Raw genomic sequence first — 15,267 nt, 5'->3', positions numbered from 1 at the left:
GGCGACCGTGGCGATGGGGCACCTCCGGGCGGTGCGTGGTGCGGGGGCGGGTTGGCACTGTGAGCGTAGAGGCGACCCGACCGAGGCGCAGCCGCGCCTCCGTCCCCTCGCGATCGCCGGGGGCAACCGCTGACTCCACCGCGCGCATCCGTGCAATCCTGGAAGCGGTATTCCGTCAGCCTCGACCGCGCCGAACCGTGGCCGGGCGACGCCGCGCGGGATCCGGGGACGGACTGGGAGGCACCGACGTGACCGACGGCTGGGATTGGCGCCGGGGCGGTGAGACTCCGGCTCCGGCGAGCCCGCCCGGGGCAGGGACCCCGCCGGCGGGGGCGCCGACCACGCCGGGGAGCGACGCCGCGCCTGCGGCTGCGGCCGGCGCGTCGCCCTGGTGGTCCGACGCGCTCGGTGATCCGTGGCGTGATCCGGCGACGCCCGCCGCAGTGGTGGTGCCGGGGGTGGTGGCGGCCGGCACCGAGCCCGAACCGGTCACCGACCCGGACGCGCCGGGTCGACCGACGCTGCGTCACCTGCTGCTCATACCGGTGATCACCGCGCTGCTGGCAGGCACCCTCGGTGGCGCGCTGGGCTACGCGTTCGCGGTCCGTGGTGGCGCCGCCGGCACGGTGCTCGGCGCGCAGGCCGCGGAGCCGCCCGTGCTGGCCCAGCGCAAGCCGGAGTCACTTGCCGGAGTCGCCGAACGTGTCCTGCCCAGCGTGGTCACCGTCCGGGTGAGCAGCCTGGGCGGGACCAGCGAGGGCTCCGGCTTCATCGCCAGCGCCGACGGTCATGTGATCACCAACGACCACGTGGTGTCCGGCAGCAGCGGCAAGGCCTCGGTGATCTTCAACGACGGCACCTCCGCCCCGGCGACAGTCGTCGGTCAGGACCCGGAGTCCGACATCGCGGTGATCAAGGTGAACCGGACAGGGCTGCGACCGGTGGAGTTCGGCGACTCCGACGCGCTGGCCGTCGGCGACCCGGTGCTCGCCATCGGCTCGCCCCTGTCGCTGGCCAACACGGTCACCGCCGGCATCGTGAGCGCCCTGGACCGGACGATGCAGGCCGGTGAGCCGGGTGGCCCGGTGCGCTACTACGCGGCCATCCAGACCGACGCCGCGGTCAACCACGGCAACTCCGGCGGCCCGCTTGTCGACGGCGCCGGGCGGGTGGTCGGGGTCAACTCCACGATCAAGTCGCTGGTGGCCGAGGGCCAGGAGGCCGGCAACATCGGGCTCGCCTTCGCCATCCCGATCAACCAGGCCAAGCGGGTCACCCAGGACATCATCGGCACCGGCAAGGCCCGGCGTACGGTCATCGGCGCCCAGGTGGGTGGCCCAGGCGCGGGTGCCAACGGCGGCGTACGGCTGGCCGCCGTGGAGCCCTCCGGGCCGGCGGCCGGTGCCGGGCTGAAGGTCGGCGACGTGATCCTGAAGCTGAACGGCCGGCCGATGACCGAGCCGACCGACCTGATCGCCCTGGTCCGCAAGTTCGCTCCGGGTTCGGTGGTGACTGTCGAGTTCCGGCGGGGGGCCGCTCGGCAGAACACGTCGGTGACCCTCGCCGCGGATGCCAAGTGAACAGCGGGTCACCCCCTGCCGGAAAGCCGTCCGACGTGCGTAGTCTTGCTGCTGACGCCGAGAGGAGGCCCACGGGATGTTCGAGAACCTGAACATGTGGGAAGTCGGGGCGCTGCTGCTCCTGGCGCTGTTGATCTTTGGTGACCGGCTGCCTGCCGTGATCAACGACGGCCTGCGGATGGTGCGCAATCTGCGCAACATGGCCCGCAACGCCACCGGCGACCTCAGTCGCGAGCTGGGCACCGACATCCAGCTCGAGGATCTGCACCCGAAGGCCTTCATCCGCAAGCACCTCCTCAGCGAGGAGGACGAGGCGGCGATCCGCAAGCCCATGCAGGGCGTCTACGACAACCTGCGCGCGGACGTCAGCGGCGTGCACAACGAGCTGAAGGACGTGGCCAACGCCGTGGACCCCCGCGCGAACGGCTCCCGGCCCGGCACGGCCACCGGCGCCTCGCCGGCACCGGCTCCCCGGCCCAGCTACGACGACGCCACCTGACTCGTACGGCACAGCGACGACAACGCCCCGCAGGCCCGAGTGGGCCGGCGGGGCGTCGTCGATCGGGGGGTCAGCGCCCGGCCGGCTTGAGGCCGAGCGGCTTGCCGAGCAGCGACTCGCGGCGCAGCGCGAGCCGGTCGGCGATCGTGCCGAGCGCCTGCGCGGCCGGGGACTCCGGCTCGGCCAGCACGATCGGGTTGCCGGCGTCGCCGGCCTCGCGGACACGGGTGTCCAGCGGGATCTGACCGAGCAGCGGCACCTGGGCGCCGATGGTCCGGCTCAGCGAATCGGCGACAGCCGCACCACCGCCGGCGCCGAAGACCTCCATCCGGGAGCCGTCCGGCAGCTCCAGCCAGGACATGTTCTCGATGACGCCGACCACCCGCTGGTGGGTCTGCAGGGCGATCGCACCCGCCCGCTCGGCCACCTCGGCGGCGGCGGTCTGCGGGGTGGTCACGATCAGGATCTCCGAGTTGGGCAGCAACTGGGCCAGCGAGATGGCCACGTCGCCGGTGCCCGGGGGCAGGTCGAGCAGGAGCACGTCCAGGTCGCCCCAGTAGACGTCGGCCAGGAACTGCTGCAACGCCCGGTGCAGCATCGGGCCGCGCCACACCACTGCCGCGTTGCCCGAGGTGAACATGCCGATCGAGATGACCTTCACGCCGTGCGACTGCGGCGGCATGATCATGTCTTCGACGCGGGTCGGCCGGCCGTCCGCGCCGAGCATCCGCGGCACCGAGTGCCCGTAGATGTCGGCGTCGACCACGCCCACGGAGAGCCCACGGGCGGCGAGCGCCGCCGCCAGGTTGACAGTCACGCTGGACTTGCCGACACCACCCTTGCCGCTGGCCACCGCGTACACCCGGGTGCGCGAGCCCGGCTGGGCGAACGGGATGACCGGCTCCTCGCTGGCGCCACCGCCGCGCAGCTGCGACTGCAGCGACTGCCGCTGCTCGGGGCTCATCACACCGAAGTCGATCTCCACGCCGGTCACGCTCGGCACCGCCGCCACGGCAGCGGTGATGTCCGTGCGCAGCTTGTCCTTGAGCGGGCAGCCGGCGACGGTGAGCAGCAGCTCGACCCGTACGACGCCGTCGGCGCCGATCGTGGCGGAGCGGACCATGCCCAGCTCGGTGATGGGCCGGCGGATCTCCGGGTCGTTGACGGTGGCCAGGGCGGCCTGGATCGCGTCCTCGACGGTGCTCACGGGTGCTGACATGCCCGCAATGCTACGTCGCGGGGCATCCGCTCCGACCGCTGGCCGACGGTGGTGTGAGCCATACGATTACCGAACCCGACCCGCTGATCAGCGGTCGGGCCGGGCGTCGCGGGCGAAATCCCCGTCCAGGTCGTCGCGGGGCTCGTCCAGACCCAGGCCGTCGGTCGCGCGCTGCGCGCGCCGCTCCTGCTGGCTGTCCTTCTCCTGCTGCCGGCGCTCCAGGCGTTGCCGGCGCTGCCCCGCCTCGTCCAGCTCCTCGGCCAGCCGGGTCAGCTCGGAACGCAGGAAGTCGCGGGTGGCCACCTCGCCGAGCGCGATCCGCAGCGCGGCGATCTCCCGGGCCAGGTACTCGGTGTCCGCCTTCTGGGCGGTGGCCCGCCGCCGGTCCTCCTCCAGCGCCAGGCGGTCCCGGTCGGCCTGCCGGTTCTGGGCCAGCAGGATCAGCGGCGCGGCGTAGCTGGCCTGCAACGACAACACCAGCGTGAGGAACGTGAAGGTGTACGGGTCGAAGCGCAGCTCGGCCGGGGCGAGAGTGTTCCAGCCGAACCAGATCGCGATCACCACGGTCATGACGACGATGAAGTTCGCGGTGCCCATGCCCCGGGCGATGCCCTCCGACCAGCGACCGAACGCCTCCGCGTCGAACCGGGGGAGTTTGATGCCCCGGGGCTCGCGGGGCTGGTCGAGCCGCTCCGTGCGCCGCTGCTCAGCCACCGTCGCCATCCAGCACCGCGTCGGAGGTGCCCGGGGCGGCCAGGGCGTCCCGGTCGCGCCAGTCCCGGGGCAGCGAGTGGTCCAGTACGTCGTCGACGGTCACGGCGCCGACCAGCCGGTTGCTCCGGTCGATCACCGGCATGGCGACGAGGTCGTAGGTGGCCATCCGGCGGGTGATCTCCGGCAGTGGGGTGGTGGGACGCAGCGGGTCGATGTCGTTGACCACCACCTTGCCCAGCAGGTCGGCCGGCGGTTCACGCAGCAACGCCTGGAAGTGCACCATGCCCAGGTAGCGGCCGGTCGGGGTGTTCTGCGGGGCCCGGGTCACGAAGACCTGGGCGGCGATGGCGGGGGAGAGCTGCGGCTCCCGGATCCGTGCCAGCGCCTCGGCGACCGTGGCGTCCGGCGGCAGGATGACCGGCTCCGAGGTCATCACGCTGCCCGCCGTGCCCGGGGTGTACTTGAGCAGCTGCCGGACCGGGTCGGCCTCGTCCGGCTCCATCAGGTCCAGCAGCACGTCCTGCTCCGGTGGGGGCAGCTCGTTGAGCAGGTCCGCCGCGTCGTCCGGGTCCATCTCCTCCAGCACGTCCGCGGCCCGTTCCCGGTCCAGGGCGGCGAGGATCTCCACCTGGTCGTGCTCCGGCAGTTCGCTGAGCACGTCGGCCAGCCGCTCGTCGTTCAACGCCGCCGCGACCTCGTTGCGCCGCGCGTCGGGCAGGTCCTGCAGCGCGTTGGCCAGGTCGGCCGGGCGCATGTCCTCCAGGACGGCGAGCAGGTTCGCCGTACCCCGGTTGTCGGCGATGCCGCTGAGCCCGCGTACCCGGTCCCAGTCGACCTGGTGCAGGTGGCCGCGGCGGCTGAGCCGGCCGGTCTGCTCGCGGACCGCGACCCGGCTGAGCGACCATTCGCCGCCGCGCGTGCACTCCATCGCGACGTCCACCACCGCGCCGGGCTGGCCGCCCGGTTCGAGCTGTACGCGCCGGTCCAGCAGCTCCTGGAGCACCAGCAGCTCGTTCGGGCGCTTCTCGAAGCGCCGCAGGTTGAGGGTGCCGGAGCCGAGGACCACCGCGTCCGCGTCGATCGAGGTGATGCGGTTGATGGACAGGAAGATCCGTCGGCGCATCGGCATCTCGGCGACCAGACCCACCACCTCGGGGGGTCGCTTGGTCGCCCGCAGCCGTGCCACGGCGTCACGAACCCGCCCCACCTGGTCGCCGTTCGGATCGAAGACGGCGACTCCGGCGAGACGGGCGATGTAGACCCGGGTCGGCGTGCTCACGGGCACCAGCCTAAGCGCCTAGTGTTTATCAACATGTCGACCTTGGCCTACGAGATCGTTGACGTCTTCACCGACCGCCCGTTCGCCGGCAACCCGCTGGCCGTGGTGTTCGGTGCGGAGGCGTTGGCCACCGAGCAGATGCAGGCGCTCGCGCTGGAGTTCAACCTCTCCGAGACGGTGTTCGTGCTGCCGCCGACCCAGGTGGGGGCCACCTACCGGGCCCGCATCTTCACGCCGGCCGAGGAGTTGCCGTTCGCCGGGCACCCGAGTGTCGGCGCGGCGGTCACCGCGAGTCGGCGCGGGATGTTCGGTGTGGGGCAGGTCACCCAGGAATGCGGCGCGGGTGTGCTGCCGATCGAGGTGACCGCGACCGGCGCGACGCTCACCGGAGGCAGCCCCACCCTCGGTCCCGAGCTGGATCCGGAGCCGTTGCTGGAGATCGCCGGGCTGGTCGCGGACGACCATGACCAGGCTGGGCCCGCCCCTCGGGTGGCCGGCTGCGGGCTGGAGTTCCCCTACCTGCCGGTCCGTCCGGAAGCGGTGGCCAGGGCGCGGGTGAACCCGGCGGCGGCGGAACGGTACGGGGTGGCGCACGTCAGCGTCTTCTCCTGGGACGCCGGCACGCAAACCGCGCACGCCCGGGTCTTCGTGCCGGGGCTCGGCGTTCCGGAGGACCCGGCGACCGGCTCGGCGGCGCTCGGGCTCGGCGTCTGGCTGGTGGCGACCGGCCTGCTGCCGGGCGACGGCCTGGCGCACTACGCGGTGCGCCAGGGCATCGAGATGAACCGCCCCTCCGCGCTGGCCTGCACGGTGACCGCGGCGAACGGTGTGGCAGTCGGCGCGACAGTCGCCGGTCAGGTGATGCCGGTGGCCCGGGGCGAGATCGCCGTGCCGCCGTTCGTGGGCTGAGCGACGGTGCCGATGCGGGAGAATGCCTGTGTGACGGACGAGAATGCCTCCGCTGGCACGCCGCTGGTCGACGAGGCGATGAAGAAGGCCGCGGTGGCCTGGGTCAGCGTGTCCGGTGGCCCGGCGCTCGCGCTCTGGTGCGCGCCGCTGGAGGGTGCGCTCCTCGTGGTGAGCGGGCCGGGCGAGCAGGCGGCGCCGGGGCTGGCCGACGCGACCGAGGCGCAGGTCACCCTGCGCGGTGACCACGGAGGGCGGATCGTCACCTGGCCGGCCCGGGTGACCCGGCTGGCACCGGGCACCGACGAGTGGGACACCACCGCGCCGCTGGTGGCTGCCAAGCGCCTGAACGCGCCCGGCCCGACCGCCGATCTGGTGGCCCGCTGGGCCGCCGAGGGTTGCGCGGTGAACCGACTCGTCCCGGCCGGTGAGCCGCTGACCGGCGCCGGCCTGCCGTCCGACGCGCAGGCCGAGCAGCCTCGGGAGACGCCGGCGGTCCGCGCCACCCGCAAGCCGTTCCGCCTGCACCGGGTCCGCCGCCGCTGACCACGGGCCCGGCTCGGTCAGGCCGCCGGACCGCCCGCGCCGACGGCAGCGACTCCGGCGGCGGTGCCCACCAGGTCGAGCACCTCGCGCAGGGTGCCCAGCGTGCGGCCGCGCCACTCCCGGTCCGCGTTGAACACCATGTGCTCGGCCAGGTCGGGCGCGGCCAGCCGGACGGCGGTCATCCCGGCCCGTTCGGCGCCGGTCAACTCCTGGCTGCCGCCGTCGCCCACGTACAGGCACTCGTGCGGCGCGAGCCCGAGCCGACCACACGCGGTCAGGTAGAGCGCCGCGTCCGGCTTGCAGCGTCCGACCTGCACGGAGAAGACCCGCACGTCGAGCAGGGGCGCGATCGGGAGCTGCGGCAGGAACGCCGGCAGTTCGTGCGTACAGTCGCTGACCACGCCGGTGCGCAGGCCGCGCTGCCGCAGCGCCGCCAGCACGGGCACGGCGTCGGCCCGCAGCCGGGTGTCCGCGCGGATCGCGCGGTGCCGGGACGCCACCGCCGCCCGCAGCGCACTGTCACTCGGGTGTACGCCCGCCTGGCCGCACACCCACCGCAGGGTCGCCTCGGCGTTGCCGAGCCGGCCGGTGGCCCGCTCGTAGTAGGTGCGATTGAGCACCTCGGTAAGTGTCTCGGTGGGGCAGCCGAGCAGTTCCGCGGTGCCGAGGTGCGCGGCGCCGCGCTGGACCGAACGGGTCAGCGTGCCGAAGAAGTCGAACAGCACCGCCTGGAAGTCGGGCATGGGGGAGCGCCTCCGCGCGGTCGAGGGTCGTCGGCGCGAACGCGCGTGATCGTAACGGAGTGCTGACGGTCCGTGTTGCCCGCGATTCGTGTGACCATTGCTTCCCGTGCCCCCTGGATCTCCCCGCCCGCCGCTGGATCCGCTGACCACCGGCGCGGTCGGCCTGGCAGTTGTCGCCGTGTCGTCGTCCGCGCCGCTGATCGCGTACGCCGCCGCTCCCGCGCTGGCCATCGCCTTCTGGCGCAACCTGCTCGCGGTGGCCGTGCTGAGCCCGTTCTCGCTGGCCCGGCGCCGCGCCGAGTTCCGCGCGTTGGCGAGCCGGGCCGGCCGGCGGGAGGGCCTGTTCTGCGTACTCTCCGGGGTCGCGTTGGCCGGGCACTTCGCGACCTGGGTGCCGAGCGCCCAGCTCACCTCGGTCGCCGCGGCCACCGCGCTGGGCGCCACCCAGCCGGTCTGGCAGGGGCTGATCGCCCGGGCCCAGGGGCGGCGGCTGCCCACTGTGGTGTGGGTCGGCATCGCGGTGGCCGTCGGCGGCGCGGTGATCGCCACCGGGGCGGACGTGGGCATCTCCGGCCGAGCCGTCGTCGGTGACCTGCTGGCGGTGACCGGCGGCATGTTCGCCGCCGTCTACACCGCCTTCGGTGAACGGGCCCGCGCCAGCATCAGCACCACCACCTACACGACCATCTGCTACGGCATCTGCGCGTCGATCCTGCTGGTGATCTGCCTGGTCGGCGGGGTCCGGATGACCGGCTTCGACACTCGGACCTGGCTGGCGATCCTGGCCCTGGTGGCGGGCGCCCAACTGCTCGGGCACTCGATGTTCAACTACGCCCTGAAGAAGATCGCCGCGACCACTGTGAGCGTGCTGATCCTGCTGGAGGCCCCCGGGGCGGCCCTTCTCGGTTGGGCCTGGCTGCACCAGGTGCCCCGCCCGTACGCGCTGCTGGGCATGGCGGTGCTGCTGGTCGGGGTCGTCGTGGTGGTGGTTGGCGGTGCCCGCGCGGGCCGCCGCGCCACGCCGCCCACCCCGCTCCCGGCCGACGCCGCCCCGCTGGAGAGCTGACCGCTCTCACAGGTACGGCGCGAAGTGCTCCTGCACCACGTCGGTCAGCTCCTCGCCGCCGAGCGTGCCGTCGACCCGGATCACCCGTACGCCCAGCCGTTCCGCCTGCGCCGCCGCGTCGTCCGCCACCAGTTCGTCGCGTGCCCACCGGTTGCGCAGCGCCCGTTCCGGGTCGCTGACCCCGGCGGGGACCGCCCGCGCCCGCGGCAGTCGGGCGATTTGCTGGGCACGGAACTCGGCGGTGGGCACCAGCACCACCATCTGCCGTACCGATTCGACGACAGGTGCCACCAGTTCGGGGCGCAGTCCCCAGCCCTCGGCCACCATTCGGCGGCCGGGAACGAGGGCGCTCAGGTCGTCCATGACCCAGTCGAAGCGGCGGGAAAAACTCGCGAGCGTGTCGGCGGCCATCCGGGCCGGGTCGGTGCGCACCCAGGTGGTGTCCGGGTCGGGCCCGGCGGGCGGTTCGCCCCGCCGGACCCGGTCGGCGACCCGCCGGTCGTCGTGGCCGCGGGCGTCGTGTCGGTCGTAGAGGTACGTGGTCAGTCCGTGTCGCAGGCTCAGGTTCACGGCGACCGTGGACTTGCCGGCCCACTGTCCACCGCCGATCCAGAGGGCCTGCCGGGCGGTGGCTGTCGCATCGAAATCCATGCCTCGACCCTGGCCCTCGAACAGTCCAAGATCAAGTCTTGTTCCGGCCCACCACCACGTGATGAAGTAGGGGAAGAGGCGGATCTCTGCCTCCGCGCGGCGCTCAGCTGGTTGCCCTCCGCCCAACCCGGCCGCCCTTCCCCGGCGCCTGCTTCACGCGGCCCGCGCGGTCCGCTTCGCGCGGCCCGGCCGCGAAGCGCGCGCTGAAGAGATCTTGGAGTTGGCCGCCAACGGAAACTGTCCAAGATTGCGAAGAAGCGCCGGGTGCCGCGTCCGCGCCCGGCACTTTGCCCATGCTCGGCTGGCCGGGCGGCGGTCACACCTCGTGGACCTCGATGACCCGGGTGTTCGGGGCGGTCTCGCCGAGAGCGGTGCGCAGCGCCGCCCGCTCCGGGTCGACGAGGAACGACTCGTACCCGGCCCGGTCGTCGAAGGTGATCACGTGGACCTCGGCTCGCCCGTCGGTGCCGCGCAGCCGTCGCTCCAGCCGGCCACCGTGCCTGCCGAGCAGCGCCAGCACGGTGTCCTCGTAGCGCTGCCCAACGGCCTCGGCTCCGGTCGGATACTCGACGACTGCGACAAGGGTCAGCATGACGGCCACGCTACCCATCGATGCCGACGGCCGTGGCGCTGGCTTCCCAGAGCCGGGCCGCGAGCCGCGGATCGGCTGCCTTGCGGTACGGCCGGCGTGGCCGGCGGTTGTAGTAGTACCCCCCGTTGATGAGCCGGGCCGGATCCCGGTTGGCCAGCCAGACCAGCGTCTCGGCGCCCTTGGAGGGGCTGCGGAAGGGCAGGAACCGCATGCCGAACGCGACGATCGCACTGTCGTTGGCGAACCGCGTACGCACCACGCCGGGGTGGAAGCTGTGCGTGGGGATGTGCGGCCAGCGGCGGGCCGCCTCGGCGGCGAACAGGATGTTGGCCTGCTTGCTGGTGCCGTACGCGCCCATCGCCCGGTAACGGCGCAGCGGTTTGTTGAGGTCGGCCGGGTCGAGCCCGCCGTAGCGGTGCGCGCCCGAGGCGGTCACCACTATCCGGCCCACCCGGTCGGCGAGCAGGTTGGTCAGCAGGAAGGGGGCCAGGTGGTTGGCCTGGATCGACAGCTCGAAGCCGTCGACAGTGGTGAGTGGTTGGAGCGCGATGGCCCCGGCGTTGTTGGCCAGCACGTCGATCCGGTCGTACCTGTCGCGCAGCCGCTCGGCGAGCCCGCGTACGTCGTCGAGCACCGCGAAGTCGGCCCGGAACAACTCGGGCCGCGCGCCCGAGGTCTCCCGTACCCGTTCCGCCGCGGCCTGTAGGCGGGCCGGATCCCGCCCGACCAGCACCACCTGGTCGCCGCGGCACGCGAAGCTCACCGCGGCGGCCAACCCGATGCCGGAGCTGGCCCCGGTCACCACCACCAGCCGACGCCCAGTGAGATCTTCCACAGGTCCATTCACCCCGGTCATGGCGCGAGGTTACCGTGACGTCACCACGCCCTTTGGGATCGTTAAGTTTTCTTCGGAGTCACGTGGCGTCGGCGTGTCCGCCGGTCGCTGGAAGGAGCACATTCATGGCCGCAGTCGGTCGTCCCCGCCGGTCCTGCCTGGCCGTGCCGGGTTCCAGCGTCAAGATGCTCGGCAAGGCGCAGGGTCTCCCCGCCGACCAGGTCTTCCTCGATCTGGAGGACGCCGTGGCCCCGCTGGCCAAGCCGGATGCGCGCAAGAACATCGTGGCCGCCCTCAACGACGGTGACTGGGCCGGCAAGACCCGGGTGGTGCGGGTCAACGACCTGACGACCCCGTGGACCTACCGGGATGTCATCGAGGTGGTTGAGGGCGCCGGCGCGAACCTGGACTGCATCATGCTGCCGAAGGTGCAGAACGCCGCGCAGGTGCAGTGGCTGGACCTGACGCTCACCCAGATCGAGAAGACGATCGGCCTCGAGGTCGGCCGGATCGGCATCGAGGCGCAGATCGAGAACGCGGCGGGTCTGGTCAACGTGGACGCCATCGCGGCCGCCTCGCCGCGCGTGGAGACCATCATCTTCGGCCCGGCCGACTTCATGGCGTCGATCAACATGAGGTCGCTGGTGGTCGGCGGCCTGATCCCGGACTACCCGGGCGACCCGTACCACTACATCCTCATGCGGATCCTGATGGCCGCGCGGATGCACGACAAGCAGGCGATCGACGGCCCGTTCCTGCAGATCCGCGACGTCGACGGGTTCCGCGAGGTGGCCAAGCGCTCGGCGGCGCTGGGCTTCGACGGCAAGTGGGTGCTGCACCCGGGCCAGATCGACGCCGCCAACGAGGTGTACCAGCCCGCCCAGGCCGACTACGACCACGCCGAGCTGATCCTCGACGCGTACGAGCACTACACCTCGGAGGCCGGCGGCAAGCTCGGCGCGGTGATGCTCGGCGACGAGATGATCGACGAAGCGTCCCGCAAGATGGCTCTCGTGATCGCCGCCAAGGGCCGCGCCGCCGGAATGAGCCGTACCTCGTCGTTCACCCCGCCGGCCCAGTGACGCCTCGGGCCGGGTCGGTCGCCGCCGGCTGCCGACCCGGCCCAGCAGTCGGCGGTACGCGACCCGCCGGCCGGCTCAGTAGCTGCTGCCGCTGTCGTTGCCGGTCGTGACCGCGAGGACGATCGCGACGACGTAGAACGCGATCCCCAGCACCATCAGCGCGGTGATGATCCAGCCGACGATGATGCCGGCCTTCGCCATTCCCTCGCCGCCCTCGCCGCTGACCCGGATCTGCTTCTGCGCCACGTGGCCGAGGATCGCCCCGATCGGCCCGGTGATGCCGCAGGTGGTCAGGCCGGCCAGGGCCAGTACGAGCGCCGCGATGGCCAGCCCGTTGGTCTTCGGCGGTGGCGGGTAGCCGTAACCGGGGTGCGGCGGATAGCCGGGTGGCGGGTACGCCCCCGGCGGCAGCTGTCCACCCGCGTACGGGTCGACGGGCGCGTACGGGTTCGTGGGGCCGGGTTGGGTCGGTACGGGCTGGCCGGCCACCAGGGTCGGGTCCGGGGGTGCGCTCGACGGTTGAGCCGACCAGGTGGGGTCGGTCCAACCGCCGGGGGGCGGGGGATTGGTCATGCGAACTCTCCGTCGGCTCGGGTGCGCCGACAGAGTAGCCAGGGGTGCCTAAACCCGATGCCCCCGCTCCCGGGTGCCGCGTTGCTCGGGCCGGTCGTAACGGGCAGGATCCCTGGCATGGCAATAGACGCGCGCGCCGCGGACCGTTCCGGCAGCCGACCGCGACGGGACGTGAGCCGCCCGGGTACGGGCCGCCGCGGTCGGGCGGCCACGCCGGCCGGCGCTCCCGGCCCGGACGAACCGGTCGCACTCGCCGATCCGGTGACCATGCGGCTCGACGGCCGGGTGGCCCTGGTGACCGGGGCCGGCAGCCCGGACGGCATCGGTTACGCCACCGCCCGGCGGCTCGCCGACCTGGGGGCGCGGGTGGCCATCGTCAGCACCACCCGGCGCATCCACGAGCGGGCCGGTGAGCTGGGGGCGACCGGGTTCGTCGCGGACCTGACCGACGAGTCCGAGGTCGGCGCGCTGGCGGACGCGGTGGCCGAGCAGCTGGGTGACGTCGAGGTGCTGGTCAACAACGCCGGTCTGGCGAGCCGGGCCAGTCAGGGGGTGCTGCGTCCCGTCGCGCAGCTGACCTACGACGAGTGGCGCGGCGAGATCGACCGCAACCTGTCCACCGCGTTCTTGTGCAGTCGCGCGTTCATCGGCGGGATGGCCGAGCGGGGCTGGGGGCGGATCGTCAACCTGGCGGCCACCGCCGGGCCGGTCAACGCCCTGCCCACCGAGGCCGCGTACGCCGCCGCGAAGGCCGGCGTCGTCGGGCTGACCCGTGCCCTGGCCATGGAGATGATCGCCGACGGGGTGACGGTGAACGCGGTCGCGCCGGGCACGATCTACACGGCGGCGTCCACGATGGCCGAGATCAAGCAGGGCCTGGGCACGCCTGTCGGTCGACCGGGCACCCCGGACGAGGTGGCCGCCGCGATCAGCTTCCTCTGCTCGCCGGCCGCCTCGTACATCACCGGCCAGATGCTGGTGGTGGACGGCGGCAACAGTGTCCGGGAGGCGCGTTTCCGCTGACCGGCCCGGCGGGTCAGTAGCCGCTGCTGTCGCCGGTGTTGCTGAAGATGACCAGCGCCAGCCAGCCGCAGCAGGCCAGCAGGGTCAGCGCGGTGAAGGCGTAGCCGAGGATCAGCCCCCAGGTGGCGAGCTGGTCGCCGTCCTCGCCGCTGGTACGGATCTGTCGCTTGGCCACGTGGCCGAGGACGGCGCCCGCCGGTGGGAACACGAAGGCGAACACCAGCGACAGGATCGCCAGCACGTTGGTGCCCCGACCCGGGCCGGACGGCGGTGGGCCGTACTGGCCGTAGGGGCCCTGCGGCGGGTACGGCGGCTGCTGCCCCCAGTGCGCCGGCTGGTGCGGCTTCTGCTGCTCGTACGGCGACGGCTCGTCGGCGGGGGGCCCGTACGGTGAGCGTTCCGGCGACCCGAACGACGACTGGTCCGGCGGCGGCGGGTACGGCGACTGGCCGGCCGGCGGTGGCGCGTACGGCGACTGGTCCCGGGGTGGCTCGTAGGGTGACGGCGGCGGCTCGTCCCCCGGGGGGCCCGACGGTGGCGGGTAGCTCACAGCTGTCCTCCTCCTGCCGGTGCCGGAAAAGTCCTTCTTGCCGGACGGTACCCGCAGCGGTGAACCTTTTCACAGCGGTTGTGTGGACTGGTCACCTTGGCCTTGCCGGCCGGGAGGCCGATACTGACCGAGCGTTCAGTTACCCATGAGTAGTGCGCTGATCCCCGGAGGCTGAGATGGCCCGACTCGCCCAGACGCCCGGCCTGACCGATGTGCAGCGATCGATCCTGGAGACCGTCCGGGAGTTCGCCGACAAGGAGATCATTCCGCACGCCCAGCGGCTGGAGCACGCCGACGAGTACCCCACCGACATCCTCGACGGGATGCGCGAAATGGGGCTGTTCGGCCTCACCATCGACGAGGAGTACGGCGGGCTCGGCGAGTCGCTGCTCACCTACGCCCTCGTGGTGGAGCAGCTGTCCCGGGGCTGGATGTCGATCTCCGGGATCGTCAACACCCACTTCATCGTGGCGTACCTGATCTCCCAGCACGGCTCCGCCGAGCAGAAGGCCCGCCTCCTGCCGAAGATGGCCACCGGCGAGGTGCGCGGCGCGTTCTCGATGTCCGAGCCGGAGACCGGCTCCGACGTCTCGGCGATCAAGTCCCGGGCCGTCCGCGAAGGCGACAGCTACGTGCTCAACGGGCAGAAGATGTGGCTGACCAACGGCGCGTACTCCTCGGTGGTGGCCACCCTGGTCAAGACCGACACCGGTGCCGAGTCGGTGTACGGCAACATGAGCACCTTCCTGCTGGAGAAGGAGCCGGGCTTCGGCGAGACCGCCCCCGGCCTCACCATTCCCGGCAAGATCGAAAAGATGGGTTACAAGGGCGTCGAGACCACCGAGATGGTGCTCGACGGGGTGACCGTGCCCGACTCGGCCATCCTCGGCGGCGCCGACAAGGTGGGCCGCGGCTTCTACCAGATGATGGACGGCATCGAGGTGGGCCGCGTCAACGTGGCCGCCCGCGCCTGCGGCATCTCCATCCGCGCCTTCGAGCTTGCCGTCGCGTACGCCCAGCAGCGCAAGACCTTCGGCCAGCCGCTCGCCCGGCACCAGGCGATCGCGTTCAAGCTCGCCGAGATGGGCACGAAGATCGAGGCCGCGCACGCCCTCATGGTCAACGCCGCCCGCCTCAAGGACGCCGGCCAGCGCAACGACGTCGAGGCCGGGATGGCCAAGCTGCTCGCCTCGGAGTACTGCGCGGAGGTCGTCCAGGAGGCGTTCCGCATCCACGGCGGCTACGGCTACTCCAAGGAGTACGAGATCGAGCGGCTGATGCGCGAGGCCCCGTTCCTGCTCATCGGCGAGGGCACCTCCGAGATCCAGAAGACAATCATCTCCCGCGGCCTGCTCAAGGAGTACAAGCTCTGAGCTGCCCCTGGTCCTGCTCCGGCCCCGCCCCCGCCC

At 72.4% G+C, this 15,267-nt stretch carries 17 protein-coding genes; 8 read left to right on the top strand and 9 right to left on the bottom strand.

The window, feature by feature from the left end:
• The first annotated feature begins 233 nt into the window (after positions 1-233).
• Together AB0B39_RS03605 and AB0B39_RS03600 are read left to right on the top strand one after the other, a co-directional pair.
• On the top strand, positions 234-1,580 hold the full coding sequence (locus tag AB0B39_RS03605; RefSeq protein ID WP_357573772.1) for a trypsin-like peptidase domain-containing protein: 1,347 nt from the start codon (positions 234-236) through the stop codon (positions 1,578-1,580).
• 76 nt (positions 1,581-1,656) lie between these two features.
• Positions 1,657-2,079 carry a preprotein translocase subunit TatB gene (locus AB0B39_RS03600; protein ID WP_234584334.1) on the top strand — a complete coding sequence of 141 codons (423 nt, stop codon included), beginning with the start codon at positions 1,657-1,659 and terminating at the stop codon, positions 2,077-2,079.
• 70 nt (positions 2,080-2,149) lie between these two features.
• Here AB0B39_RS03600 and AB0B39_RS03595 read toward each other — a convergent pair whose 3' ends face one another.
• The 3 genes from AB0B39_RS03595 to AB0B39_RS03585 form a co-directional block, all read right to left on the bottom strand.
• Complete coding sequence (locus tag AB0B39_RS03595; RefSeq protein ID WP_357573391.1) at positions 2,150-3,298, bottom strand: Mrp/NBP35 family ATP-binding protein; 1,149 nt, start codon at positions 3,296-3,298, stop codon at positions 2,150-2,152.
• A gap of 87 nt (positions 3,299-3,385) precedes the next feature.
• The gene (locus AB0B39_RS03590) at positions 3,386-4,012 is read right to left on the bottom strand and encodes a DUF1003 domain-containing protein (RefSeq protein WP_234584336.1); all 627 of its coding nucleotides are present in this window, start codon (positions 4,010-4,012) and stop codon (positions 3,386-3,388) included.
• A complete protein-coding gene (locus AB0B39_RS03585; RefSeq protein WP_234584337.1) occupies positions 4,005-5,291 on the bottom strand; it encodes a CBS domain-containing protein in 1,287 nt (428 codons plus the stop codon). Before AB0B39_RS03585 ends, AB0B39_RS03590 begins: the two co-directional genes overlap by 8 nt.
• A 33-nt stretch (positions 5,292-5,324) precedes the next feature.
• Between AB0B39_RS03585 and AB0B39_RS03580 the strand changes: the two genes are divergently transcribed.
• The gene (locus AB0B39_RS03580; protein WP_234584338.1) at positions 5,325-6,200 is read left to right on the top strand and encodes a PhzF family phenazine biosynthesis protein; all 876 of its coding nucleotides are present in this window, start codon (positions 5,325-5,327) and stop codon (positions 6,198-6,200) included.
• Between the two features lie 12 nt (positions 6,201-6,212).
• Positions 6,213-6,743: a hypothetical protein gene (locus tag AB0B39_RS03575; RefSeq protein ID WP_234584339.1), complete on the top strand. Its 531-nt coding sequence runs from the start codon at positions 6,213-6,215 to the stop codon at positions 6,741-6,743.
• A 17-nt stretch (positions 6,744-6,760) separates the two neighbouring features.
• Here the strand turns inward: AB0B39_RS03575 and AB0B39_RS03570 are convergent, their stop codons facing one another.
• Positions 6,761-7,486 carry an HAD-IA family hydrolase gene (locus tag AB0B39_RS03570; protein ID WP_357490710.1) on the bottom strand — a complete coding sequence of 242 codons (726 nt, stop codon included), beginning with the start codon at positions 7,484-7,486 and terminating at the stop codon, positions 6,761-6,763.
• A 106-nt stretch (positions 7,487-7,592) separates the two neighbouring features.
• Here AB0B39_RS03570 and AB0B39_RS03565 point away from each other — a divergent pair, with 106 nt between their 5' ends.
• Positions 7,593-8,552 (top strand): DMT family transporter, encoded by a 960-nt coding sequence (locus tag AB0B39_RS03565; RefSeq protein WP_357573390.1) that lies wholly within the window; start codon positions 7,593-7,595, stop codon positions 8,550-8,552.
• Between the two features lie 6 nt (positions 8,553-8,558).
• On the opposite strand, the gene AB0B39_RS03560 is transcribed toward AB0B39_RS03565, so the two are convergent.
• The 3 genes from AB0B39_RS03560 to AB0B39_RS03550 form a co-directional block, all read right to left on the bottom strand.
• Positions 8,559-9,203 carry a hypothetical protein gene (locus tag AB0B39_RS03560; protein WP_357490706.1) on the bottom strand — a complete coding sequence of 215 codons (645 nt, stop codon included), beginning with the start codon at positions 9,201-9,203 and terminating at the stop codon, positions 8,559-8,561.
• A gap of 316 nt (positions 9,204-9,519) precedes the next feature.
• Positions 9,520-9,795 carry a hypothetical protein gene (locus AB0B39_RS03555; RefSeq protein WP_357573389.1) on the bottom strand — a complete coding sequence of 92 codons (276 nt, stop codon included), beginning with the start codon at positions 9,793-9,795 and terminating at the stop codon, positions 9,520-9,522.
• Between the two features lie 10 nt (positions 9,796-9,805).
• Positions 9,806-10,630 (bottom strand): SDR family NAD(P)-dependent oxidoreductase, encoded by an 825-nt coding sequence (locus AB0B39_RS03550; protein WP_357492026.1) that lies wholly within the window; start codon positions 10,628-10,630, stop codon positions 9,806-9,808.
• Between the two features lie 125 nt (positions 10,631-10,755).
• Here AB0B39_RS03550 and AB0B39_RS03545 point away from each other — a divergent pair, with 125 nt between their 5' ends.
• Positions 10,756-11,712, top strand: coding sequence for a CoA ester lyase (locus AB0B39_RS03545; RefSeq protein WP_234584344.1), 957 nt, complete (start codon positions 10,756-10,758; stop codon positions 11,710-11,712).
• Between the two features lie 75 nt (positions 11,713-11,787).
• Here AB0B39_RS03545 and AB0B39_RS03540 read toward each other — a convergent pair whose 3' ends face one another.
• Positions 11,788-12,285, bottom strand: a complete 498-nt coding sequence (locus AB0B39_RS03540; protein ID WP_357573388.1) for a DUF4190 domain-containing protein — start codon at positions 12,283-12,285, stop codon at positions 11,788-11,790.
• A gap of 117 nt (positions 12,286-12,402) precedes the next feature.
• On the opposite strand from AB0B39_RS03540, the gene AB0B39_RS03535 reads away from it, so the two are divergent.
• Complete coding sequence (locus AB0B39_RS03535) at positions 12,403-13,308, top strand: SDR family NAD(P)-dependent oxidoreductase (RefSeq protein ID WP_234584346.1); 906 nt, start codon at positions 12,403-12,405, stop codon at positions 13,306-13,308.
• 13 nt (positions 13,309-13,321) lie between these two features.
• Here the strand turns inward: AB0B39_RS03535 and AB0B39_RS03530 are convergent, their stop codons facing one another.
• Entirely contained in the window at positions 13,322-13,858 is a 537-nt protein-coding gene (locus tag AB0B39_RS03530; protein ID WP_234584347.1) for a DUF4190 domain-containing protein, read from the bottom strand.
• A 176-nt stretch (positions 13,859-14,034) separates the two neighbouring features.
• On the opposite strand from AB0B39_RS03530, the gene AB0B39_RS03525 reads away from it, so the two are divergent.
• Positions 14,035-15,231, top strand: a complete 1,197-nt coding sequence (locus tag AB0B39_RS03525) for an acyl-CoA dehydrogenase family protein (protein ID WP_357573387.1) — start codon at positions 14,035-14,037, stop codon at positions 15,229-15,231.
• Positions 15,232-15,267: the final 36 nt, after the last annotated feature.

Origin of the sequence: Micromonospora sp. NPDC049114 (assembly GCF_040648635.1) — a bacterium.
Lineage (GTDB): Bacteria > Actinomycetota > Actinomycetes > Mycobacteriales > Micromonosporaceae > Micromonospora.
Note: the sequence above shows the minus strand (reverse complement) of the source record. Positions and strands in the feature narration are given on the sequence as shown.

Excerpts from the sequence above, each read along its gene's own strand:
- AB0B39_RS03600 (WP_234584334.1), top strand. The coding sequence starts at position 1,657 with ATGTTCGAGAACCTGAACATGTGGGAAGTCGGGGCGCTGCTGCTCCTG.
- AB0B39_RS03595 (WP_357573391.1), bottom strand. The coding sequence starts at position 3,298 with ATGTCAGCACCCGTGAGCACCGTCGAGGACGCGATCCAGGCCGCCCTG.
- AB0B39_RS03580 (WP_234584338.1), top strand. The coding sequence starts at position 5,325 with ATGTCGACCTTGGCCTACGAGATCGTTGACGTCTTCACCGACCGCCCG.
- AB0B39_RS03575 (WP_234584339.1), top strand. The coding sequence starts at position 6,213 with ATGCGGGAGAATGCCTGTGTGACGGACGAGAATGCCTCCGCTGGCACG.
- AB0B39_RS03570 (WP_357490710.1), bottom strand. The coding sequence starts at position 7,486 with ATGCCCGACTTCCAGGCGGTGCTGTTCGACTTCTTCGGCACGCTGACC.
- AB0B39_RS03560 (WP_357490706.1), bottom strand. The coding sequence starts at position 9,203 with ATGGATTTCGATGCGACAGCCACCGCCCGGCAGGCCCTCTGGATCGGC.
- AB0B39_RS03555 (WP_357573389.1), bottom strand. The coding sequence starts at position 9,795 with ATGCTGACCCTTGTCGCAGTCGTCGAGTATCCGACCGGAGCCGAGGCC.
- AB0B39_RS03545 (WP_234584344.1), top strand. The coding sequence starts at position 10,756 with ATGGCCGCAGTCGGTCGTCCCCGCCGGTCCTGCCTGGCCGTGCCGGGT.
- AB0B39_RS03540 (WP_357573388.1), bottom strand. The coding sequence starts at position 12,285 with ATGACCAATCCCCCGCCCCCCGGCGGTTGGACCGACCCCACCTGGTCG.
- AB0B39_RS03535 (WP_234584346.1), top strand. The coding sequence starts at position 12,403 with ATGGCAATAGACGCGCGCGCCGCGGACCGTTCCGGCAGCCGACCGCGA.
- AB0B39_RS03525 (WP_357573387.1), top strand. The coding sequence starts at position 14,035 with ATGGCCCGACTCGCCCAGACGCCCGGCCTGACCGATGTGCAGCGATCG.